Raw genomic sequence first — 24,507 nt, 5'->3', positions numbered from 1 at the left:
GTGACCTCGCGGATCAGTTGGGCGTGGTGGCCGGTCGGGCGGCGATGGTGGTGAGCCGGAGCTTGGTCTCGTCCTCGCTGCCGGGCACGGCGGTCATGATGACGATCTTCAGCTCGGAGTCGCCGTCGGTCAGGACGTCGCAGTCCACCGTGACCGGGCCCACCGTCGGGTGGTCGATCGTCTTGTGGTCCTCACGGTGCGCGGCCACCCCTCCGGTCGCCCACAGTTCGGCGAACCTCCCGTTGCCCGCGTTCAGTTCGCGGATCAGCGTGGCCAGGCGATCGTCCTGGGGGAAGCGGCCGGTGGCGCGGCGCAGGTCGGAGACGACGGCGGCGTCGATGGCGTCGCGGTCCGCCTCGGTCACCGGCCACAGCGCGAGGCGGGCGGGTCCGGTGTCCACCGGGAACCTGTCGCGGGCGAAGTTGCGCAGCCGCGACGGCGAGGCGGAGGGGTCGCCCAGCAGGGCGGCCCAGCCACGGTTCCACCACACCAGTTGCCAGTCCGCCGCGAACACGGCGGCCGCCACGTCCCCGAGGCGGGCGAGCACCCGCTGCATGCCGGGCGGGAGGTGGTCGGAGATCGCGCCGTCCGCCGGCGGTACGAGCCGGGCCAGCCGGTACAGGTGGTCCCGCTCGGCGGTGGACAGTTGCAGGGCGCGCGCCAGTGACGCCACCACCGACGCCGAGGGTGTCGTGGCCCGCCCCTGCTCCAGGCGCACGATGTAGTCGACGGACACCCCGGCCAGGTCGGCCAGTTCTTCGCGCCGCAGCCCGGCCGCCCGGCGCCCCCGGGGCACCGGCAGCCCGGCGGCCGACGGGGGCAGCCGGTCGCGCCACGTGCGGATCATCGCGCCCAGTCCGGTTCCGGTTCCCGGGGTCGTCGGCATGAGCTCCATCCTCCTGCATCCCCGGTCGTGCGGGTGGGCGCGAGGCTGGTACTGGTCTTCCTACCGTCGAGGCGTCCCTCCGTCGGGGCGTCCCTCCGTCGGGGCGTCCCTCCGTCGAGGCGTCCCTGGTCCGCCTCCTTCGCCGGGACCAGTATCGAACGTATGACGATCACCTTCATCACCGGAGCCAACAAGGGTCTCGGGCGCGAGACCGCCCGCCGTCTGACCGAGTGCGGCCACACCGTGCTCGTCGGGGCCCGCGACCGCGGGCAGGGCGAGGAGGCCGCCGCCGCGCTCGGCGCCCGCTTCGTCCCCATCGACGTGACCGACGACGCGTCCGTGGCCGCCGCGGCCGCGGACGTCGCCGCACACGAGGGCAGGATCGACGTCCTGATCAACAACGCCGGTGTCCACGGCCCCGTCGGCGATCCCAGCGGCCTCACCGCCGCCGACGCCCACGCCGTCCTCGACGTCAACGTCATCGGCGTCGTCCGCACCACCACCGCGTTCCTGCCGCTGCTGCGCCGCTCGGGCGAACCCGTGATCATCAACGTCAGCAGCGGCATGGGGTCCCTCGCCCTCACCCACGACCCCGGCCGGCCCGAGTCCCACGTCATCGCGCCGCTGTACACCTCGTCGAAGGCGGCGCTGACGATGTTGACCACGCAGTACGCCAAGGCGCTCGAGGGCATCCGCGTCAACGCCGCCGACCCCGGCTACACCGCGACCGACCTCAACGGTCACAGCGGCCCCCAGACCGTCACCGAGGGCACGGACGCGATCGTCGCCCTCGCCACCGAGGAACCCGGCGCCGGTACCGGACGCTTCGTCTCCCGCCATGGCGAGATCGCCTGGTCCTGAGACACCGACCCGGGTCACCCAACGGCGTCGGTGGCTCAGGCTGCCGCCAGTGCGGTGGGCCGGTCCTCCTCCCCCACTGCCTCAAGGGCGTGGGAGGTGCCCCCGTCGTCCAGCAGGTCCATCAGGGTCGCCCGGGCACGGGCCACTCGGGAACGGACGGTGCCGACCGGGCAGTCGCTGACCGCGGCCGCCTCCGCGTAGGGCAGGCCGACCAGTTGGGTGAGGACGAACGCCTCCCGGCGCTCGTCGGGCAGGGCGGCCAGCAGGTCCAGCAGGGCGATGCCGTCGTCGAAGCCGGGCAGGTCCAGCGGTTGGGCCAGCTCGACGGCCATCTGCCAGTCCGGCACGTGGGACAGCCGGGGCCGGGCGGCGGCGTACCGGTAGCTGTCGATGACCGCCCGGCGGGCGATGGACAGCAACCAGGCGCGCGCCGAGGAACGGCCCTCGAAGCGGTGGAGGCTGCCGAGCGCGCGCAGGAACGTGTCCTGGGCGAGGTCGTCGACGGCCTGGGGATCGCCGCACAGGTGGGCGACGTAACGCTGGACGTCGCGGTGGAGGGCGCGTACGAAGTGCTCGACCGCGTCCGGGTCGCCGCCTCGGGCGGCGAGCGCCCAGGCGGTTATCGAGTCGTCGTTCAGGGCAGTGGTGATCACCTGGTGTCCTTCGCGGATCCGTGATCCGGACCGGGGCGCGCGAGGGCGCGGACGGTCCGGTGAGCGGGGAGACGGCCTTACGGCGCGGAGGCGCTGCGACACGGAGGCGCTACGGCGCTTGCGCGGGCGTACGGCCGAGGCCCGGGGCGCGCACGGGCAGCCCCGGGAATCCAGCTGTCGTCAGATGACAGCCGTCCCCACCGGTGGCCCCCGGGAGGTGATCGCGTGGACGAGGAGGAGAAGGCCCGGCGCCCGGTCCGAGCGGGGGCGCCGAGGCCGGGCGAGCGGGCGGCACGGCGGGACGGGCAGCGCGAGCAGCAGCCGCAGTGGCGCCGCCAGCCGTCCGGCGACGGCCCGCACGATGCGGAAGGCTGCCTTCTCCCCGTACGCCAGCCACAGGCCGGTCAGGAGCGCGGCGAGCAGGTGGGCGGCGAGCATGCCGGACGACGACGAACCGCCGCCGCCGGCCAGTGACTGCCCCATGTCCGTCATGTGGCCCGTGGAGGACATGGAAGGCATGGAAGGCATGGAAGACATAGGGGGCATGGAGCTCATCCCCATGCTCCCCATGTCCATGGAGTCCATCCGCATGGAGCCCATGGACATGGCGCCCGGCCCGCCCGACGACGGCTGCGCGAGCCAGAACGCCTCGTGCAGCACGGTCTGGACGGCGACCACGACCGTCACGATCAGCGGCAGGCCCCGTTCCCGGCCCGCCAGGCACCAGCCCGCGGCGCCCGTCCCGGCCACTGCGGCGGCCAGCGCCCATACGGGCACGCGGCTGCCGGACATCATGACGTGGCCCAGGGCGGCGAGCACCACACAGACGGCCGCGAACACCACGGCCCGTACTGTGCGAGAACACCACCCTGCTGTCATGGCGCCTCATCCTCGCACTCGGGCACGGTCGACATGCGGAGGTACGGAAATCCACAGGGGGCCACGCTCAATCCACAGCCTGTGATCCAGGTCTCGCGCCGCTCGGCGGACGCCGACGGCACCGCGCCCGCGCCGGAGGAGGGCCGGCGGGACTCCTTCATGCTTCAGGAGTCGGGTGAGGCTGGAAGGAAGTTCCCCGGGCCGGGCCCGGTCAGGAATCGAGAAGCGCCGGCCCCCGAGCCGCCTCTAGGGTGCGTGCATGGCCACGAACACGGACACCCAGCCGCCCGCGTCGCACGTAGCCGACAGCCACGATCTGATCCGGGTGCACGGCGCGCGCGAGAACAACCTCAAGGACGTCAGCATCGAGATCCCGAAGCGCCGGCTGACGGTGTTCACCGGTGTCTCCGGCTCGGGCAAGAGCTCGCTGGTGTTCGACACGATCGCCGCCGAGTCGCAGCGGCTGATCAACGAGACGTACAGCGCGTTCGTCCAGGGCTTCATGCCGAACCTGTCGCGGCCCGAGGTCGACGTCCTCGACGGTCTGACCACCGTGATCAGCGTCGACCAGCAGCGGATGGGCGCCGACCCGCGCTCCACGGTCGGCACCGCGACCGACGCCAACGCGATGCTGCGGATCCTGTTCAGCCGGCTCGGCAAGCCCTACGTCGGCCCGCCCGGAGCGTTCGCCTTCAACGTGCCCTCGGTCTCGGCCTCCGGTGCGATCAAGGTGGAGCGGGGCGCCAAGAAGGCGGAGAAGGTCACCTTCAACCGGGTCGGCGGCATGTGCCCGCGCTGCGAGGGCCGCGGCTCGGTCTCCGACCTCGACCTGACCCAGCTCTACGACGACAGCAAGTCGGTCAACGAGGGCGCCTTCACCATCCCCGGCTACACCGGCGGCGGCTGGAACACCCGGCTCTACGCGGAGTCGGGCTTCTTCGACCCGGACAAGCCGATCCGCGAGTTCACCAAGAAGGAACTGCACGACCTCCTGCACCGCGAGCCGACCCGGATGAAGATCGCGGGCATCAACATGACCTACGAGGGTCTGATCCCGCGCATCCAGAAGTCGATGCTGTCCAAGGACAAGGAGGCGATGCAGCCGCACGTCCGGGCGTTCGTGGAGCGCGCGGTCACCTTCGCCACCTGCCCCGAATGCGACGGCACCCGGCTCGCCGAGCACGCCCGCGCCTCGAAGATCGGGAAGATCTCCATCGCGGACGCCTGCCGGATGGAGATCAGGGACCTGGCCGACTGGGTACGCGCCCTCGACGAGCCGTCGGTGGCGCCGCTGCTCACCGCGCTCCAGCAGAGCCTCGACTCGTTCGTGGAGATCGGCCTCGGCTACCTCTCGCTGGACCGGCCCGCGGGCACGCTGTCGGGCGGTGAGGCGCAGCGCGTCAAGATGATCCGCCACCTCGGTTCGTCACTCACCGACGTCACGTACGTCTTCGACGAGCCGACCGCGGGTCTGCACCCGCACGACATCCAGCGGATGAACGGCCTGCTGCTGCGGCTGCGGGACAAGGGCAACACGGTGCTCGTCGTCGAGCACAAGCCGGAGGTCATCGAGATCGCCGACCACGTGGTCGACCTCGGCCCCGGCGCCGGTACGGCGGGCGGCACCGTCTGCTTCGAGGGCACCGTCGGCAAGCTGCGCGGCAGCGACACCGTCACCGGCCGCCACCTCGACGACCGCGCCTCGCTCAAGGACGAGGTGCGCCGGCCCACCGGTGCCCTGGAGATCCGCGGCGCCTCGGCGAACAACCTCCGGGACGTCGACGTGGACGTCCCGCTCGGCGTGCTCACCGTGATCACCGGTGTCGCGGGGTCCGGCAAGAGCTCGCTCGTACACCGGTCCATCCCCACGGACCTCGGGGTCGTCTCGGTCGACCAGAGCCCGATCCGGGGTTCGCGGCGCAGCAACCCGGCGACGTACACCGGTCTCCTGGAGCCGATCCGCAAGGCGTTCGCCAAGGCCAACGGGGTCAAGCCCGCCTTGTTCAGCGCCAACTCCGAGGGCGCGTGCCCCACGTGCAACGGCGCCGGCGTCATCTACACCGACCTGGCGATGATGGCCGGGGTCGCCAGCACCTGCGAGGACTGCGAGGGCAAGCGGTTCGACGCCTCGGTCCTCGAATACCGCCTCGGCGGCCGGGACATCTCCGAGGTGCTCGCGATGCCGGTGTCGGAAGCCCTGGAGTTCTTCGCCGAGGGCGAGGCGCGCACCCCGGCCGCGCACAAGGTCCTGGAGCGCCTCGCGGACGTCGGGCTCGGCTACCTCACCCTCGGCCAGCCGCTCACCACGCTCTCCGGCGGTGAGCGGCAGCGCCTGAAGCTGGCCACGCACATGGCGGAGAAGGGCGGCGTCTACGTCCTCGACGAGCCGACCACCGGTCTCCACCTCGCCGACGTCGAGCAACTCCTCGGTCTGCTCGACCGGTTGGTCGACTCCGGCAAGTCCGTGATCGTCATCGAGCACCACCAGGCGGTCATGGCGCACGCCGACTGGATCATCGACCTCGGCCCCGGCGCCGGCCACGACGGCGGCCGCGTCGTCTTCGAGGGCACCCCCACCGACCTCGTCACCACCCGCACCACCCTCACCGCCGAACACCTCGCGACGTACGTCGGCGCCTGAGCCGCGACCGGCCTTGGCCAGGGCCAGGGCCGGGGCCGGCGATCGGTGCACGACAGCCGCCGGGCACGACAGCCGCCGGGCACGGCAGCCGCCGGCACGGCTACCGACCGCCTCCGCGGCCACGGCGGACGCGGCCCCGGCCGGGCGATCTCCCGGCCCGCCCGCCTGCGGGCCACGCCCGGCGGCGCACAGCGGCGCACGCCGGCACACGGCGACCGTCGGCTCCACGGCGCCGGCGGACGACAGTCCGCCGTGCCGAGACCACGGCCGGACGCCGGCCGGACCCGCCGGGTGGGCGCCGTCGCCCCCGCGCGGCCGGGGCGGGCCGACAGGTGTCATCGCCCGCGCCGCCGGTCACGGCGAACGCCGCGCACCGTCGCGGCAACGACGCGGCGGCGGTGCGGCCGGAGAGCCGCACCGCCGCCCGGCGGGTCCTGGACCCGGGTTCCCTCCGGCGGATCACGCCGCGGACGCGGGGCCCGGCGTGCCCCTCGCGCTGAGGGGCACGGCCCTTCCCGCGGCCTGATCCGCCGGACAGGCGCTACCCGGACAGGCGCTACGCGGAGGGGACCGCGTCGCGTGTCCGCCCGAGGCGTTCGCGGACCAGTGCGACGGCCACCACGCCGACGGCCACCAGCGTGGACAGGACCACCTGGTCGCGGCCGCCGCCGTCGGCGGTGTCGGTGAGCATGTAGCCGAGCACGAAGACGATCAGGGTGATGGTGGCCCAGGTCAGGTAGGGGTAGAGCCACATCCGGACGATCAGCTTCTCGGGCGTCTCCCGCTCGATGATCTTGCGCATGCGCAGCTGGGAGAAGCAGATGACCAGCCAGACGAAGAGGGCGATCGCGCCGGAGGAGTTCAGCAGGAACTGGAAGACGGTGTCCGGCCACAGGTAGTTGAAGGCGACGGCGACGAAGCCGAAGACCACCGAGGCGAGGATGGCCGTACGGGGGACGCCCCGGTCCGTGGTGCGGCCGAAGGAGGCCGGCGCGTCGCTGCGGCCGCCGAGGGAGAACGCCATCCGGGAGGCGGTGTACAGGCCCGAGTTGAGACAGGACAGCACCGAGGTCAGCACGATGGCGTTCATGATCTCACCGGCGTGCGGGATGCCGATGGAGCTCAGGGCGGCGACGTACGAGCCGTCCTTGAGGATCGCCGGGTCGTCCCAGCGCAGCAGCGACACCACGATGAGGATCGAGCCGAGGTAGAACACCGCGATCCGCCAGATCACGCTGTTGGTGGCCTTGGTGACCGCGCCGCGCGGGTCCGCGGACTCGCCGGCGGCCAGGGTGACGATCTCGCTGCCCATGAAGGAGAAGACGACCATCAGGACGCCGGTGAGGATGGCGCCGGGGCCGTGCGGCAGGAAGCCGCCGTGCGCGGTGAGGTTGGAGAAGCCGGACGCCGGGTGGTCCGAGCCGGGCAGCAGGCCGAAGATCGCGAGGGCGCCGAGCACGATGAACGCGGCGATGGCGACGACCTTGATGCCGGCGAACCAGAACTCGAACTCGCCGTAGGAGCTGACCGAGGCCAGGTTGCTGGCGGTGAGGACGAGCATGACGATCAGTGCCCAGCCCCACTGCGGGACCGCCGGGACCCAGCCGGCCAGGATCTTCGCGCCGGCGGTCGCCTCGACCGCGAGCACCACGACCCAGAAGAACCAGTACAGCCAGCCGATGGTGAATCCGGCCCAGCGGCCGAGCGCACGGTCGGCGTAGGCGGAGAACGAGCCGGAGGTCGGGTTGGCCGCGGCCATCTCGCCCAGCATGCGCATGACGAGGACGACGAGGGCGCCGACGAGGGCGTACGAGATGAGGATGCCGGGGCCGGCGGCGGCGATGCCGGAGCCGGAGCCGACGAACAGGCCGGCGCCGATGACACCGCCGATGGCGATCATCGACAGATGGCGGTTCTTCAGTCCGGCTTGCAGGCCGGAGCCCGCCGAGGTGCTCTCGGCGGTGGTGCTCGGCTGGTCCGTGTCGGGGAGCGGGGGACGCGCGGTCATCTCGACATCCTGGGAGGAAGTGGGGACGAGGACATGCGTCCGGAAATTAGTTCAGTGCGATCTAAAAAAACAAGAGCTGTTCGCCTTGTTTAAGTGTTCAGTGTGCTCTATTTTTCACGCATCCCCGCTCAGCAGGACGGTTAGGGTGACGCCGTGGCGAATGCAGCGGGCAAGTTCGGACCCTACGGCGGCGCGGACACCCGCCTCCTGCCCGGCAGGGGGCCCACGGGATCGGAACTCGTCCGGTCCCGGATCGCCCTGCGGGTACGTCTGAAGGCCGTCTCCCCGGGAGACCGGCTGCCGGACGTCGGCGTCCTCGCCGAGGAACTGGGGATCAGTGAGATCACCGTGCGCCGCGCACTGGAGGGAATGTGCCAGGACGGCCTGCTCGACCGCCGGCGGGGCCGCGCGGGCGGCACCTTCGTCGCGCCGGACTGGGACACCGTCGTCGCCCTGATGCACGACCCCGACGAGGCGGCCGCGCTGGACGGTTTCCACCTGCTCCTCGAGTGCGGCCTGGTCGCCCACGGGGCCGGCGAGGTCCCGGCCGGCCGGCTGGACGGGCTGCGGTCGCTGGTCGACGCGATGGACATGGTGACCGACCCGGCCCGGCTGGTCGAGATGGAGACCCGCTTCCACCTCGACCTCGCCGAAGCGCTCGGCGGCGCCGGGGTCCGCGAGTTCGCCGCCGACCTGCTCGGCCGGCAGTGCCTGCTGCGGCCCGCCCCGGAACCCGACGTGGTACGGGCACGCAACCGCTGCCACGCCGACCTGCTCACCGAACTCGACCGCGGCGCCCTGGGCCCGGCCGTGCGCGCCGTCAAGGCCCACCGGCACGCCCGCCCGGACTGACGCCGTACCGACCGCCCCCACCGCAGAAGGAGCCGCCGCCATGTCCGACCTCGGAGCCGCCGGCCCGTCGTCGACGCCGGGCCCCGCCGGCGGCACGCCCCAGCGTCTGCGCGGCGGCGTCCTCGGCATGGCGGACATCGCCGCCGCCACGATGGCCAACGTCGGCCCGGCCATGAGCTTCTTCTTCGGCTTCGCCTTCCTCGCCACCACCGCGGGGATCGCGTCACCGCTGACCATCGTGGCCGCCGGCATCGCGGTCGCGCTGCTGGGCAACACGCTCGCCGAGTTCTCCCGGGCACACCCCTCCGCGGGCAGCTTCACCACGTTCGTGGGCAAGACCTTCGGGCCGGTCAGCGCGGTGACCACGGCCCTGCTGGCCGGGCTCGGCTACATCATCGCGATGGCCTCCGTCATCGCGATCTCGGGCGGGTTCGTACAGATCACCCTGTACCACTACACCGGCGTCGACCTGCCCTGGATCATCTGGACGCTGCTGCTGACCGGGCTGGCGGTGGTGCTGATGCTGCGCGGAGTGGTGGTCTCCACCAAGTGGGCCGGCTACTTCTTCGGCGTGGAGATGCTGGTGCTGGTCGTGGTCTCCGTCGCGGCGCTCGTCGAACACCGCGGCCACCTCTCCGCGGACCCGTTCCTGCCCGGCCACATCAGTCACGGCCTCAGGGGCCTGGCCGCGGGCTTCCCGCTGGCGGTGTACCTGTTCATCGGCTGGGAGAACTCGGCGGCACTGGCCGAGGAGACGGAGAACCCGCGCCGCAACGTCGGCCGCGCCGTGTTCTTCTCCGTCGCGATCATGACCGTCAGCTACGTCCTCTTCTCCTACGCCACGGTGACCGGCTTCGACTACGACGTGGCCAGGCTCGGCGACGCCCGCATCCCCTTCGTCGACGTCGCCCACGACACCCTCGGAGGACTCGCCTTCCTCGCCTACCTCGGGGGCCTGACCTCCACCCTCGGCGTGCTGATCGCCGGTATCAACTCCCAGGCCCGCCTGGTGTTCAACGCCGGACGCGAGGGCCTGCTGCCGTCCTTCTTCGGCTACGTGCACCCCACCCGCCGGACGCCGACCAACGCGATCGTCACCTTCACCGCCATCTCCCTGCTGATCATCGGCGGCTGGGGCCTGGGTCATCTGCTCGGGGCGGACGGCGGGCCGATGAACCCCGTGGTCTTCTTCGCCGAGTCCTCCAGCCTGGGCTCCATCCTGATCCTGCTGGTCTACCTCGCGTCCAACATCGCCCTGCCGCTGTACTACCGCCGCTACCGGCCGCAGGAGTTCCGGACGGTACGGCACCTGGTGCTGCCCGCGACCGGCGCCCTGGCCATCCTGGTCCCGCTCTACTACCTCGCCAAGCCCGGTCAGCCCGCGCCGTACAACTGGTTCCCCGTCGCGGCGCTCGTCACCCTGCTGGCCGCCGTCGGCTACGCCACGCTCCTGGTCCGCCGCGATCCGAGCCTGGCCGAACGGGTCGGTTCCGTCGTCGCCGACGCGGCGGAGTGAGCGAGGCTTCGGGGGTGGTCCGGGGCAGTTCTGCCCCGCCGCTCGTGGGCAGTTCTTTCCCTTGATCCACTCGCGCGGAAGCCGGACGTTGGGAGGGAAGCCGACAAGCTAGGAGTAGCCATGCGCCATCGCATCGCCATTCTCGCCGTCGCGGCGGCCCTCCCCCTGACCGGCGTGACCGCGCTCGCGGCGGCGGGCCCCGCGGCGGCCGACCCGGGAAGCGGAGTGGTCACGGTCTCGGGATCGGTCGACGACTGCGCCGACGGGGCCTCACCCGTCAGGGTGTCGATGACGGCGGGCTCGGAGACCCGGGTGGACCAGCGAGCGGACCTGGCGGACACGAACGACTACTCGGTCACCTTCAAGAGCATCACCCAGGACCCGCGGGGCACGATGGCCGTAGCGATCGTGAGCTGCGCGAACGGCTCCTCCTACACCGCGAAGAGCTTCACGATCACGCGGCCGAACGGCACCGCGACCAGTATGGAGCGCCATCTCCAGTCGCCCGGCTGAGGCCCTACGTATTGTAGGTTCCCAACCGCTTCCGGGTAGAGATGGACCCGGAGACGGACCGGCAGGCGATGATCAACGGCGGCGGTTCACACGTATCCGTGCCCAGGCATCTGTTCGACGGGGGAGATCATGCAGGACACACGGGAAGCCTGTCCGCCGCAGCCGGGCATGCCGCCGGCCGCGCGGGTGCTGGCGCCGACGGTCGTCGTGCTCGTGGTGAGCCTGACGATCGCCGCCGCCGGGGTGTACGAGTTGTGCGGGTTCGGGCTGCACAGCCTGGACCGGCGGCCACACCTGTTCAGCGACGGGCTGACCACGGCCGGGGTGATCGCCGCCGTGGTGGCGGCCGGGGCCGCGGTGGGCAACCTGGCCTGGCTGCTGACGACGGCCCGGCGCCGCACGGAGCAGCGGAGCGACTAGGGTCTGTCCGGCCCGGACCGGTCCGGGCCGCTCGCCGGTTGGGTCCGTGGTCACGGACCGGCGCATCAACCGGCGCGTCAACCGCCGCACACGCCCCCGCGCGCCCCTGTCCGCGTGGCGCGTTACCGAGGGTGCGGGACGGCGCAGCCCTATCCGCAGTACCCTACAAAATGTAGGGTCTGCGGTGGCCCGGGCGCACGACGGACCGCGCGACCGGCTGCCCACCCGTCCCCCGAACCGCCCCGTCCCAAGGTGACCGGTCACCATGCCCCCACTGCCCGCTCAGCAGTCGACCACGCACCCGCCGCGGCCCTCCGCCCAGCACCCCCCACGCCGTACGCCCGGGTTCCCCGGCCCGCGGCTGCGGGCACGGGCGGCCGCGGCCACCGTCTGGTACCTGCGGGTCCTCGCCGCGCTGAACATCGCCGCGGTCATCTCCCTACCCTTCCGCGAGGAGGTACACGAGCACAACGCGGGCGAGTACTTCACGCCGTACCTCGCCACCGCCGGCCTGGTCTCGGCAGCGCTGGCCTCCTTCCTCGCCCTCGTGATGCGGCGCCGCAAACGGGCCGCCTGGGCCTTCAACCTGCTGCTCTCCGGCGCCCTCCTCGGCCTGTACACCCTCGCGCTCACCCGCGACTCCTACCGCGAGCACCTGTTCAACTGGCTCTCCGCCCTGCTCACCGCCCTGTTCGTGGCCGCACTGCTGATCGGCCGCCGGGAGTTCGACGCCATCGGCGACCGCTCCAACCCCAGGCTCGCCCTGGCCGTCGGCGCCGGCGGCATCCTGGTCAGCGCCACCCTCGGCACCCTGCTGGTCGGCGCGACGAACAAGGTGCCCGGCGCCACGCTCCAGGACCGGATCGCGTACACCCTGCTGCGCGGCATCAGCGTCGGCCCGCTCGCCGACCGGATCGACACCGTGCACGCCCCCCGCTGGGTCGACGTGATCATCAACGTCCTGATCGCCGCGACCTTCCTCCTCGTCCTCTACGCCTGCTTCCGCGCCCCGCGCGGCCAGGCACTCCTCGGCGAGGACGACGAGAAGCGCCTGCGGGACCTCCTCGACCGGCACGGCGACCGCGACTCCCTCGGCTACTTCGCCCTGCGCCGCGACAAGGCCGTCATCTTCTCCCCCAGCGGCAAGGCCGCCATCGCCTACCGCGTCATCGGCGGCGTCAGCCTCGCCTCCGGCGACCCCATCGGCGACCCCGAGGCGTGGCCCGGCGCCATAGACGCCTGGCTCGCCGAAGCCCGCAGGCACGCCTGGACACCCGCCGTCATGGGGGCCGGCGAGGAGGCCGGCACGATCTACTCCCGCCACGGCCTGGACGCCCTCGAACTCGGCGACGAGGCGATCGTCGACCTCGCCGACTTCACCCTCGAGGGCCGGGCGATGCGCGTGGTCCGCCAGGCCCACAACCGTGTCCGCCGGGCCGGCTACACCGTCCGCGTCCGCCGCCACGAGGACATCCCCGAGGCGGAGATGTCCCTGCTCGTCGACCGCGCCGACCACTGGCGCGACGGCACCACCGAACGCGGCTTCTCCATGGCCCTCGGCCGCCTCGGCGACCCCGCCGACGGCCGCTGCGTGATGCTCGAATGCCGCGACGCCCAGGGCGAACCGCGCGCCCTGCTGAGCTTCGTACCGTGGGGCGAACACGGCCTCTCCCTCGACCTGATGCGCCGCGACCGGGACTGCGAGAACGGCCTGATGGAGTACATGGTGGTGGAACTGCTGCTGCGCGCGGAGGAACTGGGCGTACGCCGGGTGTCCCTGAACTTCGCCATGTTCCGGTCGGTGTTCGAACGCGGCTCGCGGCTCGGCGCCGGGCCGGTGCTGCGCCTGTGGCGGTCGGTCCTCACCTTCTTCTCCCGCTGGTGGCAGATCGAGTCCCTCTACCGCGCCAACGCCAAGTACCGCCCGGTGTGGGAGCCGCGGTTCCTGCTCTTCGCCAAGAGCGGCGACATCCCGCGCATCGGCCTGGCCAGCGCACGGGCGGAGGGGTTCCTCACGGCACCGGCTCTGCCGGGGCTGCCCGGTCTTCGGGGACGCCGCAGGTCCGCACCCTGCCCGTGACCGCGACGGCCGGGCCTGTCACGGCCCGCCGCGCGCCGCCCACCGCCCCGGACAGCCGCCCGCGCATCCCGATCCGCTCGTGCGCGGCGACCGCGGCGGCGTCCCCCGCGGCCACCATCAGCGCCGCGGGCCCGTGGTCCCGTACGAGCCGGTCGACCACGAGACGACCACTGCCGCCAGGAAAGCGCGGTCCCTGGCGGACCAGGCGCCGGCTGCCACCGCCGGGGGCCCGCCGCGTCCCCGCCGTCCTCGGTGCGGGCGCCCGTCCAGCGCCGCGCCCCGGGCGTCCGGCCAGGTGACACGGGCGGGTAGCACGCCGGGCCACCGCGTCCTCGCCTGCTCCCGGGCGGGCCCGGCCGCCGCAGGTGCCCCTCAGCTCCCGCCGTGCGTCCCGCCCGCGGCGCCGCCGCCCACCGTGAAGCCGATCACCGAGCCGCCGCCCTCGCGCCGGAACGCGAACGGGGACCCGCCGTGCGCCATGGCCACCTCCCGCACGATGGACAGCCCGAGACCCGAGCCGGGCAGGGAACGGGCGTCCGCGGCGCGGTAGAAGCGGTCGAAGATGCGGATGAGGTCACCGTCGGAGACACCGGGACCGCGGTCGAGGACCTCGATCCGGACCATGCCCGACCGGGCGGGACCGGCGAGGCTGACCTCGATGGGGGCCTTGCCGTCGCGGTCGAACTTGGCGGCGTTCTCCACCAGGTTCGACATGGCGCGCTGGAGCATGCCGGGGCGGCCGTCCGTCGTCGTGTCGCCGCACGCCCGCAGGACGATGTCGCGGCCGGTACGGCGCCGGGCGAGGCCCACCACGTCCTCGGCGATGTCGGCGAGGTCAACCCGCTGCGGCGGCTCGCTGTCGGACTGCCCGGCGGCGAGATCGACGAGCTCGTTGACCAGGTCGGTCAACTCCCGGGCCTCCTGGGTGAGGTCGGCGACGAGGTCCTCACGGGTGGCCGGCGGGAGCTCGTCGATGCGGCGCAGCAGCGAGATGTTCGTACGCAGCGAGGTCAGCGGGGTGCGCAGTTCGTGGCCCGCGTCCTGGACCAGGCGGCGCTGGTCCTCCTCGGACTGGGCGAGCCGGCCCAGCATGCGGTCGAAGGCGCGGCCGAGGCGGCCCACCTCGTCGTATCCGGCGACGGGCACCTCGATGCCCAGCTGCCGGGTGCGGGCGACGTCCTCGGCGGCCGAGGTGAGGCTCACCAGGCGGCGGGTGATGCGGCGGGCCAGCCACCAGCCGAACAGACCCGCGGCGACCACGACCGCGGACATCAGCGCCAGCGTGCGCTGCTGGAGCGCCCGCAGCAGGTCCTCGGTGTCGCTGAACTCCTGCGCCACCTGCACCGCGCCCCGCCCGTCACCGAGCGCGACCGTCGCGACGCGGAAGAGGTCCTCGCCGACCCGGACGTCCTTGTGCTCGACCAGCTTCCCGGCCGCGGCCGCACCGGCGATGCTCCGGTCGCGGGCGGTGACGGGCAGTACGGGACTGCCGTGGTCGACGATCTCGCCCTCGGCGCCGAGCACCTGGACGTCGGTGCGGGCCGGCCGGACGACGTCGTGGCCGGGGCGGGAGGAGGAGAAGTCGTCCGGCACCATGTCGTGCTGCCGTACCTCGTCCTGCACGTCCTGCACGACCTGCGTGAAGACCGACTGCTGGTCGACGCGGACCAGGCGGGCGGCGGCACTGTAGGAGAGGATGCCGACGAGGATCGTGACGGCGGCGGTGACGGCCGCGAAGGACACGGCGAAGGTCGTGCGCAACGACACCAGCTTGGGCCGGCGCCGGGCCAGCAGCCGCCCGAGGCGGCCCACTCAGTCCTCCCGCAGCACGTAACCGACGCCTCGGACGGTGTGGATCAGCTGCGGCGCGCCGGGCTCGTCGAGCTTGCGGCGCAGGTAGCCGACGTAGACGGCGAGGTTCTTGGAGCCGGGCCCGAAGTCGTAGCCCCAGATGCGGTCGTAGATGGTGGAGTGGTCGAGGACGATGCCCGCGTTGCGGACGAGCAGCTCCAGCAGCTCGAACTCGGTCCGGGTCAGCTCCAGCTCGCGGCTGCCCCGCCAGACCCGGCGGGCCTGGAGGTCCATGCGCAGCCCGGCGGCCTCGACCTGCCGGTCGGAGATCTGGGGGTCGGCCCTGCTCACCTCGGGGGCGCCGCCGTTGCCGCCCGCGGGGCCCGCGGCACCCGCGGTGACCGGGCTGGTGCGGCGGAGCAGGGCACGCAGGCGGGCGAAGACCTCCTCGACGTCGAAGGGCTTGACCACGTAGTCGTCGGCGCCGGCGTCCAGGCCCGCGATGCGGTCGGCGGTCTCCACCAGCGCGGTGAGCATCAGGATCGGGGTGCGGTCGCCCTCGGCGCGCAGGACCCGGCAGACCTGGAGGCCGTCGATGCCCGGCATCATCACGTCCAGGACGAGGACGTCCGGCGGGGTCCGGTGCGCCTGCGCGAGCGCCTCGACGCCGTCGGCGACCGCCGTGACCTCGTAGCCCTCCAGGCTCAGGGCACGCTCCAGGGCATGACGGATGGCACGGTCGTCTTCGGCGAGCAGCACAGTCTGGGGCACGTTCCCAGTCTGCCAAGGCCTCCGGCGGTTCGGCCGGGGCGAGTGGGCCTACGATCACCCTTTTTACCTGGCTCTCACCGTGTGCCAGGCAACCGCCTGGGGGCTGCCGCCCCCAGACCCCCGCTTCGGCCTGAACGGCCTCGTCCTCAATCGCCGGACGGGCTGAGTGATCCTGACCCCGGTCAGTTCCTCAGCGCCGCCAGCTGCTCCTCGAACGGCACCACCGCGAGCCCGCCGTCGTCCTCGGCCCTGGCCGAACCGACCCCCGACAGCCCCGCCATCAGCGCGGCCAGCTCCCCACCGGCCCGTTCGATCCGCTCGGCCAGCCCCTCCGCACCCCAGTCCTCGGAGGCCGCGTACACGGCGGTCGGGACGACCACGGCACGCAGGTAGGCGAACAGCGGGCGCATCGCGTGCTCCAGCACGAGCGAGTGCCGCCCCGTCCCACCCGTCGCCGCGATCAGCACCGGCTTGCCCGCCAGGGCGTCCTTGTCGAGCACGTCGAAGAAGGACTTGAACAGCCCGCTGTAGGAGGCGGTGAACACGGGGCTGACGACGATCAGACCGTCGGCCGAGGCCACCGCGTCCAGCGCGTCCGCCAGCGCCCGCCCGGGAAACCCGCTGGTGAAGTTGTGCGCGATCTCCACCGCGAGGTCCCGCAGCTCGATCACCCGCACCTCCGCCGGGGTCCGCTCGGCGGTGGCGTTGGCCAGCCGGTCGGCGAGCAGCCGGGTGGAGGACGGGACGCTGAGTCCCGCCGAGACGACTACGAGCTTCATGCGACGGTCACCTCTTCGGAAGCGGCGGCGAGCAGGGACTGGTGGGTGGGCGCGTCCGGCACGTCGGCCGGGCGGCCGACGGCGAACTCCTTGCGCAGGACCGGCACGACCTCCTCGCCGAGCATGTCGAGCTGCTCCAGCACGGTCTTCAGGGGGAGCCCGGCGTGGTCCATCAGGAACAGCTGGCGCTGGTAGTCGCCGGCGTACTCGCGGAAGGACAGGGTCTTCTCGATCACCTGCTGCGGCGAGCCGACGGTCAGCGGGGTCTGCTCGGTGAAGTCCTCCAGGGACGGGCCGTGCCCGTACACGGGGGCGTTGTCGAAGTACGGGCGGAACTCGCGCACCGCGTCCTGCGAGTTCTTCCGCATGAACACCTGGCCGCCGAGGCCGACGATCGCCTGCTCGGGCGTGCCGTGGCCGTAGTGGGCGTACCGGGTCCGGTACAGCTCGACCATCTGCTTGGTGTGGTCGGCCGGCCAGAAGATGTTGTTGTGGAAGAAGCCGTCGCCGTAGTACGCGGCCTGCTCGGCGATCTCCGGCGAGCGGATGCTGCCGTGCCAGACGAAGGGCGGGACCCCGTCCAGCGGGCGCGGGGTGGAGGTGAAGCCCTGGAGGGGGCTGCGGAACTTGCCCTCCCAGTTCACCACGTCCTCGCGCCACAGCCGGTGCACCAGGGCGTAGTTCTCGATGGCGAGGTTGATGCCCTGGCGGATGTCCTGGCCGAACCAGGGGTAGACCGGGCCGGTGTTGCCGCGGCCCATCATCAGGTCCACCCGGCCGTCGGCCAGGTGCTGGAGCATCGCGAAGTCCTCGGCGATCTTCACCGGGTCGTTGGTGGTGATGAGGGTCGTGGAGGTGGAGAGGACCAGCTTCTCCGTCCGCGCGGCTATGTAGCCGAGCATCGTGGTCGGGGACGAGGGCACGAACGGCGGGTTGTGGTGCTCGCCGGTCGCGAAGACGTCCAGGCCGACCTCCTCGGCCTTCAGCGCGATGGCGACCATGGCCTTGATGCGCTCGCGCTCGGTCGGCGTACGCCCGGTGGTCGGGTCCGGCGTGACGTCGCCGACGCTGAAGATCCCGAACTGCATGGTCGCTCAACCTCCAAGTTGTTGACCGTTCAACTATAGCCCTCCAACAGGTCCCAGTGTCCGTCTATTCCGACCCCTCCGGCGGGTCCCTCCGTGCACAGCCTCAGGGGACGAGCACCAGCCGCCCCCGCACCCCGCCCTCCGCCTGCCGGGCGTGGGCCTTGGCCGCCTCCTCCAGGGGGTACGTCTCCGCCACCCGCAGGGTCAGCACCCCCTCGTCCACCAGGCGGACCAGCTCGGCGAGCCGGGCACCGTCGGCGCTCACCTCGACGGCCGCCGTACGCACCCCGCGGGCCGGCGCCGGCTGGGCCTGCGGGATGACCCCGACGTACACGCCCCCGTCCCGCACCCACTCCAGCGCCGTCTCACCCAGCACCGCCGCGTCGAGCACCGCGTCGAAGCCCGCCGGCGCGAGGTCGCCGGACGTGAAGCCGGCGGAAATGAAGTCGGCGGCGCCCAGGGAGCGCACGAACTCCTCGTCGGTTTCCCGGGCCAGCGCGGTCACCGAGAAGCCCTGGCGCGCGGCGAGCTGCACGGCGTACCCGCCGACCGCGCCCGCCGCACCCGTCACCAGCAACGACCGGCCGGGCGCCGGCTCCAGCAGGTCCAGGGCCTGGGCGGCGGTCAGCGCGTTCAGCGGCAGGCCGGCCGCGTGCACCGCGTCCACCGTGACGGGCGCCTTCGCCACCGCGTCCGTGGACACGACGACGTACTCGGCGTGCGCGCCCAGCGGCTTCACCATGCCGTAGTCGAGCGCCACCACCTCGTCACCCACGTTCCAGGCGCTCGCCACACCCACCGCGTCCACCGTCCCGGCGACGTCCCAGCCGAGCCCGATCTGCTTGCCGGCCCCGCCGAAGGCCCCGGACCGCGTCCCCGCGTCCACCGGGTTCAACGCGCTCGCCGCCACCTTGATCCGCACCTGCCGCGCGGCCGGCTCGGGCACCTCCGCCTCCACGACCTCCACGGCCTCGGGACCGCCGAACGTCCTCACCACAGCAGCACGCATGTCAACTCTCCTCGGGTAGTGGGCAGTTCGCCCTCGTTCGCGGTGCTTCCCGACCGCTGCGACAACCCTAGGAAGAGCTACTATCCATTGGTAAGTAGTTACCCAAAGGTGCGTAGAGGACCCGGAGGAGAGCCCATGGCGACCATGACGGCGGCCCAGCGCCGCGAGCAGGCCCGCGCCGAGTACGACGCCTTCATCCGCAGCTGCCCCACCAACCAGCTGCTCGGCCGGCTCAGCGACAAATGGGTCAGCCTGGTCGTCGCCGCCCTCTCCGCCGGCCCCATGCGCTACAGCGACCTCGGCCGCAAGCTCGCCGGCGTGAGCCCCAAGATGCTCACCCAGACCCTCCGCTCCCTGGAACGCGACGGCATCCTGACCCGCACGGTCACCCCGTCCGTCCCGGTCCGCGTCGACTACGAACTCACCCCGCTGGGCAGCAACCTCGCGCTGCTGCTGACCGCGGTCAAGGACTGGGCGGAGACCCACTTCGACGAGGTACGGGCGGCGCGGGAACGCTACGACGCGGAGTACGCGGAGGACGCAGTGGAGGCTCCGGAGAGCCAGGCGGTCTAGACGCGGCCCTCCCGGAGCCGGGCGATCTGCTCCCCGCTCAGCTCCACCGTCCGCCTCATGTGCCGGACGATCAGCGCGAGTTCGGTGTCGTCCAGGTCGTCGAAGAGCGTCTCCCAGGTGCCGCCGAGGCGGTCCCACACCCGCCCGAACTCGGCGACCTTCTCCGGCACGGTCGCCACCAGCACCCGCCGCCGGTCCACCGCGTCCCGCTCCCGGACGACGTACCCGGCCTTCTCCAGCCGGTCCACCAGCCGCGTCGCCGACCCCGTGGTCAGCCCCGTCAGCTCCGCGATACGGCCGGTGGTGACCGGGGCCTCCTCCAGGGTGAGCAGATTCAGGCACTGCAGGTCGGTGGGGTGCAGGCCGAGATGGTCGGCCACGGCCTGGTTGAACAGGGCGTACGACGCCATGTACCGGCGGGAGACCGTGGACAGCTCCGCCAGCAGCCGCGACCGGCCGCCCCCCGCACCGCTCCCGGACATGACCGCCCCTTTCCTCCGCGCCGTGATCATCTGCGCCGTGCAGATATCGTACGGCGCAGTGTCCGCGCCGGCCCGGCGCCCCGGCTCAGAACGCGTACGTGTCGCCGGTGGCCAGCACCAGCACCCGCTCCACGTCATGCGCCTTGCCGGCATCGGCGGCGCCGCCGTGCCACGCCGTCTCGACCTCCATCGTCACCTCCGACGGCTGCCCCTTCAGCCGCACCGAGAGGGCGATCTGCTCACCCAGCCCGTGCGCGGCCAGCGCCCCCGTGCGGCACACCACCGCCCGCTCGTCCGTGCGCGCGCACCCCGCCGGGAGCTGCTGGAGATCCGCGAGCTCCGCCGACCAGCGCAGCCGCACGCTCGCCTCCGGCACGGCGGACGGCCCGTCGTTGCGCGGGGTCAGCCACACGTCCACCTGGTCACCGACCAGCACCGCGGAACCGTGATAGGCCAGGCCGGCCGAGGGATCACCGGAACCGGCCCAGGCGGCCCCACCACCCGCGACCACGGCCGGCCCGGACACGGCCAGCCCGGACACGACGAGACCCAGCAGACTCCGCAGACCCCGCACACCGCGCACGACACCCATCTCCTCACATACAAGTACCTGACGCGCCTGACATATACGTATCTACGGGATATATGCCACGATAAGCGGGCGGCAGGCGCCCTCCATCAGGTGACGCGCCCGTGCGAAGCTGCCCCCATGCTCGTCCTCCGCTCCGCCGCCCTCTTCGTCGTCGCCGCCGTATTCGAGATCGGCGGCGCCTGGCTCGTCTGGCAGGGCGTGCGCGAACACCGGGGCTGGCTCTGGGCGGCCGGCGGCGTGCTCGCACTCGGCGCCTACGGATTCGTCGCCACCTTCCAGCCCGACGCCCACTTCGGCCGCGTCCTCGCCGCCTACGGCGGGATCTTCATCGCCGGCTCCCTGCTGTGGGGCGTGATCGCCGACGGCTACCGCCCCGACCGCTGGGACATCACCGGCGCGCTCATCTGCCTCGCCGGCATGGCCGTCCTCATGTGGGCGCCGCGCAGCGGGGGCTGACCGCCCGCAGGGCGGACGGCCCCGCCGTGGGCCCGGCGCGGTCACCTACCCTTGGGCACGGACCGATCACCGTACGCACGAGGAGCCGCCCCATGGCCACCGCAGCCCCGTCCGCCGCCTCCCGCATCGCCGTCGTCACCGGTGCGAGCAGCGGAATCGGCGCCGCCACGGCCCGGCAGCTCGCCGCGGCCGGCTACCGCGTCGTCCTCACCGCCCGCCGCAAGGACCGCATCGAGGCACTCGCGGAGGACCTGACGGCGGCCGGCCACTCCGCCACCGCGTACCAGCTCGACGTCACCGACCGCGCGGCCGTCGACGAGTTCGCCGGCGCCTTCAGGACCATCGGCGTCCTCGTCAACAACGCCGGCGGCGCACTCGGCGCCGACCCCGTCGCCACCGGCGACCCCGCGGACTGGCGCACGATGTACGAGACGAACGTCATCGGCACCCTGAACCTGACCCAGGCCCTGCTGCCCAAGCTCGTCGCGAGCGGCGACGGCACCGTCGTGGTGGTCTCCTCCACCGCCGGCCACGGCACCTACGAGGGCGGCGGCGGCTACGTCGCCGCCAAGCACGGCGCCCACGTCCTCGCCGAGACCCTCCGTCTGGAGATCGTCGGACAGCCGGTCCGCGTCATCGAGGTCGCGCCCGGCATGGTCCGCACCGACGAGTTCGCCCTCACCCGCTTCGGCGGCGACCAGGAGAAGGCGGCCAAGGTGTACGAGGGCGTCGCCGAACCCCTCACCGCCGACGACGTCGCCGACACCATCACCTGGGCGGTGACCCGCCCCAGCCACGTCAACGTCGACCTCCTGGTCCTGCGCCCCCGCGCCCAGGCCTCCAACACCAAGGTCCACCGCGAACGGTGACACCCGACGACGACAACACACTGGAACGGCGCCGCCTGGACCAGGAGACGAAGGACGAGCGCAAGGTCTGGTACTTCCTCGCCTACTTCCTCTTCGGCATCCACTTCGTGGCCTTCGTCATGATCTACGCGGTGCGCCACGCCCATTGAGCACACGAGTGCACACTGGGGTGTGGACAGACACATACCTTTCGACTGCCTGCACAACTTCCGTGACCTGGGCGGCTATCCGACCCCGGACGGCCGCCACCGCATCCGCCCCGGCCGCCTCTACCGCGCCGACTCCCTGGGCAAGCTGACCGAGGGCACCCCCGACTGGGACCGCTTCCTCGCCCTGGGCATCGGCACGGTGATCGACCTGCGTCACGACCGGGAAGTGGAGGCGCGGGGCCGTGTCCCGGCGCACGACTCCTTCGCCTACCAGAACCTCAGCATCGAGCACCGCCCCTACGACCAGGCGGCCCTCACCCCCGACACCGCCCCCGGCCCCTACCTGGCCGAGCGGTACATGGAGGTCGCGGAGGACGGCACCAAGGAGATCCGCGCGGCACTCGAACTCATCGCGGGGGCGGCCGAGTCGGACACCGCGCTGGTCTTCCACTGCGCCTCCGGCAAGGACCGCACCGGCCAACTGGCCGCCCTCGTCCTCTCCCTCCTCGGCATCCCCGAACCCACGGTCATCGAGGACTACACCCTCACCGAGCTCGCCACCCCGGCCCTGCTGGCCGCCTGGCAGTCCAGGAACCCCGGCCGCACCCCCACCTGGCCGGCCTGGGGCCACGCCCCCGCCTCGGTCATGCGCCTGTTCCTGGCCGCCCTCACCGCCCGCTACGGCTCGCCCGAGGCATATGTGAGCGGCGCGCTGGGCCTGGACGCGGAGTCCCTCACGGAGACCCTGCGCACCCACCTACTGGAACCCACGCCCACGTCCTGGCCCCCACTGACGTTCCGCAAGGCCACCCCCGCCGACGTCCCCGCCCTGGTCCGCCTCCACGACACGGCCGCCCTGTGGCAACTGGCCCGCGGCATCGACCAGTGGAAGCCGGGCGCGAAGGACGAGGCCCACTTCCGCACCCGCATACGGGAAGGCGAGGTCTGGCTGGCCCACAGCGGCGACCACCTCGCGGGCGCCTGGGAACTCTGGTGGGACGACCCGGCCGCCTGGGGCCCCCGCCCCCCGGACGCCGGCTACGTCCACCGCCTGATGGCGGCCCCGCACACGGCTCCCCCCGGAACGGGCCGCCGCATGCTCGCCGAAGCCGAATCCCGCATCGCCGCCGCAGGCCGCCCCTACACCCGCCTGGACTGCCTCGCCTCCAACCCCCGCCTGCGCACGTACTACGAGGCGGCGGGCTACACGGTGGCCGGCGCACAGGCCGCGAAGGACGGCGGCTCGGGCAGCCCTTACGCGGTGACCCTGCTGGAGAAGCGGCTGAAGTGACTCAGCCCTTCACGCACACGACCTGCTTCAGCTTCGCCACGACCTCGACCAGGTCCCGCTGCTGGTCGATGACCTGCTCGATCGGCTTGTAGGCGCCGGGGATCTCGTCGACGACGCCGGAGTCCTTGCGGCACTCCACACCCTGCGTCTGCTCTTCGAGATCCCTGGTCGAGAAGCGACGCTTGGCCGCGTTGCGGCTCATGCGCCGACCGGCGCCGTGCGAGGCCGAGTTGAAGGACTTCTCGTTGCCGAGACCCTTCACGATGTACGAACCCGTGCCCATGGAGCCGGGGATGATCCCGTACTCGCCGGAGCCCGCGCGGATCGCGCCCTTGCGGGTGACGAGCAGGTCCATGCCCTCGTAGCGCTCCTCGCTCACGTAGTTGTGGTGGCAGGAGATCTCCGGCTCGAAGGTCGGCTTCGCCTTCTTGAACTCCCTGCGGATCACGTCCTTCAGGAGCGCCATCATGATCGTGCGGTTGTACTTGGCGTACTCCTGCGCCCAGAACAGGTCGTTGCGGTACGCCGCCATCTGCGGGGTGTCCGCCACGAACACGGCGAGGTCTCGGTCGACCAGGCCCTGGTTGTGCGGGAGCTTCTGGGCGACGCCGATGTGGTGCTCTGCGAGTTCCTTGCCGATGTTCCGGGAACCGGAGTGGAGCATCAGCCAGACAGAACCGGTCGAATCCGTGCAAACTTCGACAAAGTGGTTGCCCGATCCAAGCGTTCCTATCTGCTTTTCCGCCCGATCATGACGGAACTTGACCGCTTCCGCGACCCCGTCGAACCGCGCCCAGAAGTCGTCCCAGCCCCCGGTCGGGAACCCGTGCAGTCGCCCGGGGTCGACAGGGTCCTCATGCATCCCCCGCCCCACCGGAATGGCCTGCTCGATCTTCGACCGCAGCCGCGACAGATCCCCCGGCAGATCGTTCGCCGTGAGTGACGTCTTCACCGCCGACATGCCGCAGCCGATGTCGACGCCGACCGCCGCCGGGCATACCGCGCCCTGCATGGCGATGACCGAACCGACCGTCGCGCCCTTGCCGTAGTGGACGTCCGGCATGACCGCCAGGCCCTTGATCCACGGGAGGGTGGCGACGTTGCGGAGCTGCTGGAGGGCCACGTCCTCGACCGTCGCGGGGTCGGTCCACATGCGGATCGGGACCTTCGCGCCAGGCATTTCCACGTACGACATGTCTTCCTCATTCCCCCGGGGGTGCAACAAAAGTCTCAAGAAGTGCAAAACGCAAAAGCAGCGCCAAGGTCAGCGAAAAGGGACAGCGGACCGGCGTTCACAGCAGTGCGTGCGATACACATTGTCTCCAGTGGGCGCCCCGCCGCGGCAAGC

At 72.1% G+C, this 24,507-nt stretch carries 24 protein-coding genes; 12 read left to right on the top strand and 12 right to left on the bottom strand.

The window, feature by feature from the left end; genetic code table 11:
• Window positions 1–13: 13 nt before the first annotated feature.
• Complete coding sequence (locus ACFY01_RS38120; RefSeq protein ID WP_390740369.1) at window positions 14–886, bottom strand: helix-turn-helix domain-containing protein; 873 nt, start codon at window positions 884–886, stop codon at window positions 14–16.
• A gap of 162 nt (window positions 887–1,048) precedes the next feature.
• Here ACFY01_RS38120 and ACFY01_RS38115 point away from each other — a divergent pair, with 162 nt between their 5' ends.
• Window positions 1,049–1,747 (top strand): SDR family NAD(P)-dependent oxidoreductase, encoded by a 699-nt coding sequence (locus ACFY01_RS38115; protein WP_390740368.1) that lies wholly within the window; start codon window positions 1,049–1,051, stop codon window positions 1,745–1,747.
• Between the two features lie 35 nt (window positions 1,748–1,782).
• Here ACFY01_RS38115 and ACFY01_RS38110 read toward each other — a convergent pair whose 3' ends face one another.
• The gene (locus tag ACFY01_RS38110) at window positions 1,783–2,400 is read right to left on the bottom strand and encodes a sigma-70 family RNA polymerase sigma factor (protein WP_390740367.1); all 618 of its coding nucleotides are present in this window, start codon (window positions 2,398–2,400) and stop codon (window positions 1,783–1,785) included.
• Window positions 2,401–2,580: 180 nt separating this feature from the next.
• Complete coding sequence (locus ACFY01_RS38105) at window positions 2,581–3,279, bottom strand: hypothetical protein (protein ID WP_390740366.1); 699 nt, start codon at window positions 3,277–3,279, stop codon at window positions 2,581–2,583.
• A 259-nt stretch (window positions 3,280–3,538) separates the two neighbouring features.
• Between ACFY01_RS38105 and ACFY01_RS38100 the strand changes: the two genes are divergently transcribed.
• On the top strand, window positions 3,539–5,920 hold the full coding sequence (locus ACFY01_RS38100) for an ATP-binding cassette domain-containing protein (protein WP_390740365.1): 2,382 nt from the start codon (window positions 3,539–3,541) through the stop codon (window positions 5,918–5,920).
• A 556-nt stretch (window positions 5,921–6,476) separates the two neighbouring features.
• Here ACFY01_RS38100 and ACFY01_RS38095 read toward each other — a convergent pair.
• Window positions 6,477–7,928 carry an amino acid permease gene (locus tag ACFY01_RS38095; RefSeq protein WP_390740364.1) on the bottom strand — a complete coding sequence of 484 codons (1,452 nt, stop codon included), beginning with the start codon at window positions 7,926–7,928 and terminating at the stop codon, window positions 6,477–6,479.
• A 153-nt stretch (window positions 7,929–8,081) separates the two neighbouring features.
• On the opposite strand from ACFY01_RS38095, the gene ACFY01_RS38090 reads away from it, so the two are divergent.
• The 5 genes from ACFY01_RS38090 to ACFY01_RS38070 all read left to right on the top strand — a co-directional run bounded on the left by ACFY01_RS38090 (window position 8,082) and on the right by ACFY01_RS38070 (window position 13,309).
• A complete protein-coding gene (locus tag ACFY01_RS38090) occupies window positions 8,082–8,780 on the top strand; it encodes a FadR/GntR family transcriptional regulator (protein ID WP_390740363.1) in 699 nt (232 codons plus the stop codon).
• A gap of 40 nt (window positions 8,781–8,820) precedes the next feature.
• The gene (locus tag ACFY01_RS38085; RefSeq protein WP_390740362.1) at window positions 8,821–10,296 is read left to right on the top strand and encodes an APC family permease; all 1,476 of its coding nucleotides are present in this window, start codon (window positions 8,821–8,823) and stop codon (window positions 10,294–10,296) included.
• A gap of 120 nt (window positions 10,297–10,416) precedes the next feature.
• Complete coding sequence (locus tag ACFY01_RS38080) at window positions 10,417–10,809, top strand: hypothetical protein (RefSeq protein WP_390740361.1); 393 nt, start codon at window positions 10,417–10,419, stop codon at window positions 10,807–10,809.
• Window positions 10,810–10,938: 129 nt separating this feature from the next.
• Window positions 10,939–11,229, top strand: coding sequence for a hypothetical protein (locus ACFY01_RS38075; RefSeq protein ID WP_390740360.1), 291 nt, complete (start codon window positions 10,939–10,941; stop codon window positions 11,227–11,229).
• Between the two features lie 265 nt (window positions 11,230–11,494).
• Window positions 11,495–13,309, top strand: a complete 1,815-nt coding sequence (locus ACFY01_RS38070; RefSeq protein WP_390740359.1) for a phosphatidylglycerol lysyltransferase domain-containing protein — start codon at window positions 11,495–11,497, stop codon at window positions 13,307–13,309.
• 372 nt (window positions 13,310–13,681) lie between these two features.
• On the opposite strand, the gene ACFY01_RS38065 is transcribed toward ACFY01_RS38070, so the two are convergent.
• The 5 genes from ACFY01_RS38065 to ACFY01_RS38045 form a co-directional block, all read right to left on the bottom strand.
• A complete protein-coding gene (locus tag ACFY01_RS38065) occupies window positions 13,682–15,121 on the bottom strand; it encodes an ATP-binding protein (protein ID WP_390740358.1) in 1,440 nt (479 codons plus the stop codon).
• Window positions 15,122–15,871: a response regulator transcription factor gene (locus ACFY01_RS38060; protein WP_390740357.1), complete on the bottom strand. Its 750-nt coding sequence runs from the start codon at window positions 15,869–15,871 to the stop codon at window positions 15,122–15,124.
• Between the two features lie 182 nt (window positions 15,872–16,053).
• Window positions 16,054–16,650: an FMN reductase gene (locus ACFY01_RS38055; RefSeq protein ID WP_390740356.1), complete on the bottom strand. Its 597-nt coding sequence runs from the start codon at window positions 16,648–16,650 to the stop codon at window positions 16,054–16,056.
• Window positions 16,647–17,738: an LLM class flavin-dependent oxidoreductase gene (locus ACFY01_RS38050; protein ID WP_390740355.1), complete on the bottom strand. Its 1,092-nt coding sequence runs from the start codon at window positions 17,736–17,738 to the stop codon at window positions 16,647–16,649. The genes ACFY01_RS38055 and ACFY01_RS38050 overlap by 4 nt, the downstream gene beginning before the upstream one ends.
• 103 nt (window positions 17,739–17,841) lie before the next feature.
• Entirely contained in the window at window positions 17,842–18,747 is a 906-nt protein-coding gene (locus tag ACFY01_RS38045; protein WP_390740354.1) for an NADP-dependent oxidoreductase, read from the bottom strand.
• Between the two features lie 135 nt (window positions 18,748–18,882).
• Between ACFY01_RS38045 and ACFY01_RS38040 the strand changes: the two genes are divergently transcribed.
• On the top strand, window positions 18,883–19,320 hold the full coding sequence (locus tag ACFY01_RS38040) for a winged helix-turn-helix transcriptional regulator (RefSeq protein ID WP_390740353.1): 438 nt from the start codon (window positions 18,883–18,885) through the stop codon (window positions 19,318–19,320).
• On the opposite strand, the gene ACFY01_RS38035 is transcribed toward ACFY01_RS38040, so the two are convergent.
• A complete protein-coding gene (locus ACFY01_RS38035; protein ID WP_390740352.1) occupies window positions 19,317–19,802 on the bottom strand; it encodes a MarR family winged helix-turn-helix transcriptional regulator in 486 nt (161 codons plus the stop codon). The genes ACFY01_RS38040 and ACFY01_RS38035 overlap by 4 nt on opposite strands.
• 85 nt (window positions 19,803–19,887) lie before the next feature.
• Complete coding sequence (locus ACFY01_RS38030) at window positions 19,888–20,394, bottom strand: hypothetical protein (protein ID WP_390740351.1); 507 nt, start codon at window positions 20,392–20,394, stop codon at window positions 19,888–19,890.
• A gap of 117 nt (window positions 20,395–20,511) precedes the next feature.
• Between ACFY01_RS38030 and ACFY01_RS38025 the strand changes: the two genes are divergently transcribed.
• From ACFY01_RS38025 to ACFY01_RS38010, 4 genes are all read left to right on the top strand, one after another.
• The gene (locus ACFY01_RS38025) at window positions 20,512–20,850 is read left to right on the top strand and encodes a YnfA family protein (RefSeq protein ID WP_390740350.1); all 339 of its coding nucleotides are present in this window, start codon (window positions 20,512–20,514) and stop codon (window positions 20,848–20,850) included.
• Window positions 20,851–20,942: 92 nt separating this feature from the next.
• Window positions 20,943–21,719: an SDR family NAD(P)-dependent oxidoreductase gene (locus tag ACFY01_RS38020; RefSeq protein WP_390740349.1), complete on the top strand. Its 777-nt coding sequence runs from the start codon at window positions 20,943–20,945 to the stop codon at window positions 21,717–21,719.
• Complete coding sequence (locus ACFY01_RS38015) at window positions 21,716–21,868, top strand: hypothetical protein (protein ID WP_390740348.1); 153 nt, start codon at window positions 21,716–21,718, stop codon at window positions 21,866–21,868. The genes ACFY01_RS38020 and ACFY01_RS38015 overlap by 4 nt, the downstream gene beginning before the upstream one ends.
• 22 nt (window positions 21,869–21,890) lie before the next feature.
• Entirely contained in the window at window positions 21,891–23,159 is a 1,269-nt protein-coding gene (locus ACFY01_RS38010; RefSeq protein WP_390740347.1) for a tyrosine-protein phosphatase, read from the top strand.
• A 1-nt stretch (window position 23,160) separates the two neighbouring features.
• Here ACFY01_RS38010 and ACFY01_RS38005 read toward each other — a convergent pair whose 3' ends face one another.
• Window positions 23,161–24,354, bottom strand: coding sequence for an RtcB family protein (locus ACFY01_RS38005; RefSeq protein ID WP_390740346.1), 1,194 nt, complete (start codon window positions 24,352–24,354; stop codon window positions 23,161–23,163).
• Window positions 24,355–24,507: the final 153 nt, after the last annotated feature.

The sequence above is a fragment of the Streptomyces sp. NPDC001480 genome (assembly GCF_042894725.1).
Lineage (GTDB): Bacteria > Actinomycetota > Actinomycetes > Streptomycetales > Streptomycetaceae > Streptomyces.
Note: the sequence above shows the minus strand (reverse complement) of the source record. Positions and strands in the feature narration are given on the sequence as shown.

Excerpts from the sequence above, each read along its gene's own strand:
- ACFY01_RS38115 (WP_390740368.1), top strand. The coding sequence starts at position 1,049 with ATGACGATCACCTTCATCACCGGAGCCAACAAGGGTCTCGGGCGCGAG.
- ACFY01_RS38040 (WP_390740353.1), top strand. The coding sequence starts at position 18,883 with ATGGCGACCATGACGGCGGCCCAGCGCCGCGAGCAGGCCCGCGCCGAG.
- ACFY01_RS38050 (WP_390740355.1), bottom strand. The coding sequence starts at position 17,738 with ATGCAGTTCGGGATCTTCAGCGTCGGCGACGTCACGCCGGACCCGACC.
- ACFY01_RS38035 (WP_390740352.1), bottom strand. The coding sequence starts at position 19,802 with ATGTCCGGGAGCGGTGCGGGGGGCGGCCGGTCGCGGCTGCTGGCGGAG.
- ACFY01_RS38025 (WP_390740350.1), top strand. The coding sequence starts at position 20,512 with ATGCTCGTCCTCCGCTCCGCCGCCCTCTTCGTCGTCGCCGCCGTATTC.
- ACFY01_RS38020 (WP_390740349.1), top strand. The coding sequence starts at position 20,943 with ATGGCCACCGCAGCCCCGTCCGCCGCCTCCCGCATCGCCGTCGTCACC.
- ACFY01_RS38055 (WP_390740356.1), bottom strand. The coding sequence starts at position 16,650 with ATGAAGCTCGTAGTCGTCTCGGCGGGACTCAGCGTCCCGTCCTCCACC.
- ACFY01_RS38120 (WP_390740369.1), bottom strand. The coding sequence starts at position 886 with ATGCCGACGACCCCGGGAACCGGAACCGGACTGGGCGCGATGATCCGC.
- ACFY01_RS38070 (WP_390740359.1), top strand. The coding sequence starts at position 11,495 with ATGCCCCCACTGCCCGCTCAGCAGTCGACCACGCACCCGCCGCGGCCC.
- ACFY01_RS38030 (WP_390740351.1), bottom strand. The coding sequence starts at position 20,394 with ATGGGTGTCGTGCGCGGTGTGCGGGGTCTGCGGAGTCTGCTGGGTCTC.
- ACFY01_RS38005 (WP_390740346.1), bottom strand. The coding sequence starts at position 24,354 with ATGTCGTACGTGGAAATGCCTGGCGCGAAGGTCCCGATCCGCATGTGG.
- ACFY01_RS38105 (WP_390740366.1), bottom strand. The coding sequence starts at position 3,279 with ATGACAGCAGGGTGGTGTTCTCGCACAGTACGGGCCGTGGTGTTCGCG.
- ACFY01_RS38100 (WP_390740365.1), top strand. The coding sequence starts at position 3,539 with ATGGCCACGAACACGGACACCCAGCCGCCCGCGTCGCACGTAGCCGAC.
- ACFY01_RS38085 (WP_390740362.1), top strand. The coding sequence starts at position 8,821 with ATGTCCGACCTCGGAGCCGCCGGCCCGTCGTCGACGCCGGGCCCCGCC.
- ACFY01_RS38095 (WP_390740364.1), bottom strand. The coding sequence starts at position 7,928 with ATGACCGCGCGTCCCCCGCTCCCCGACACGGACCAGCCGAGCACCACC.
- ACFY01_RS38045 (WP_390740354.1), bottom strand. The coding sequence starts at position 18,747 with ATGCGTGCTGCTGTGGTGAGGACGTTCGGCGGTCCCGAGGCCGTGGAG.
- ACFY01_RS38080 (WP_390740361.1), top strand. The coding sequence starts at position 10,417 with ATGCGCCATCGCATCGCCATTCTCGCCGTCGCGGCGGCCCTCCCCCTG.
- ACFY01_RS38075 (WP_390740360.1), top strand. The coding sequence starts at position 10,939 with ATGCAGGACACACGGGAAGCCTGTCCGCCGCAGCCGGGCATGCCGCCG.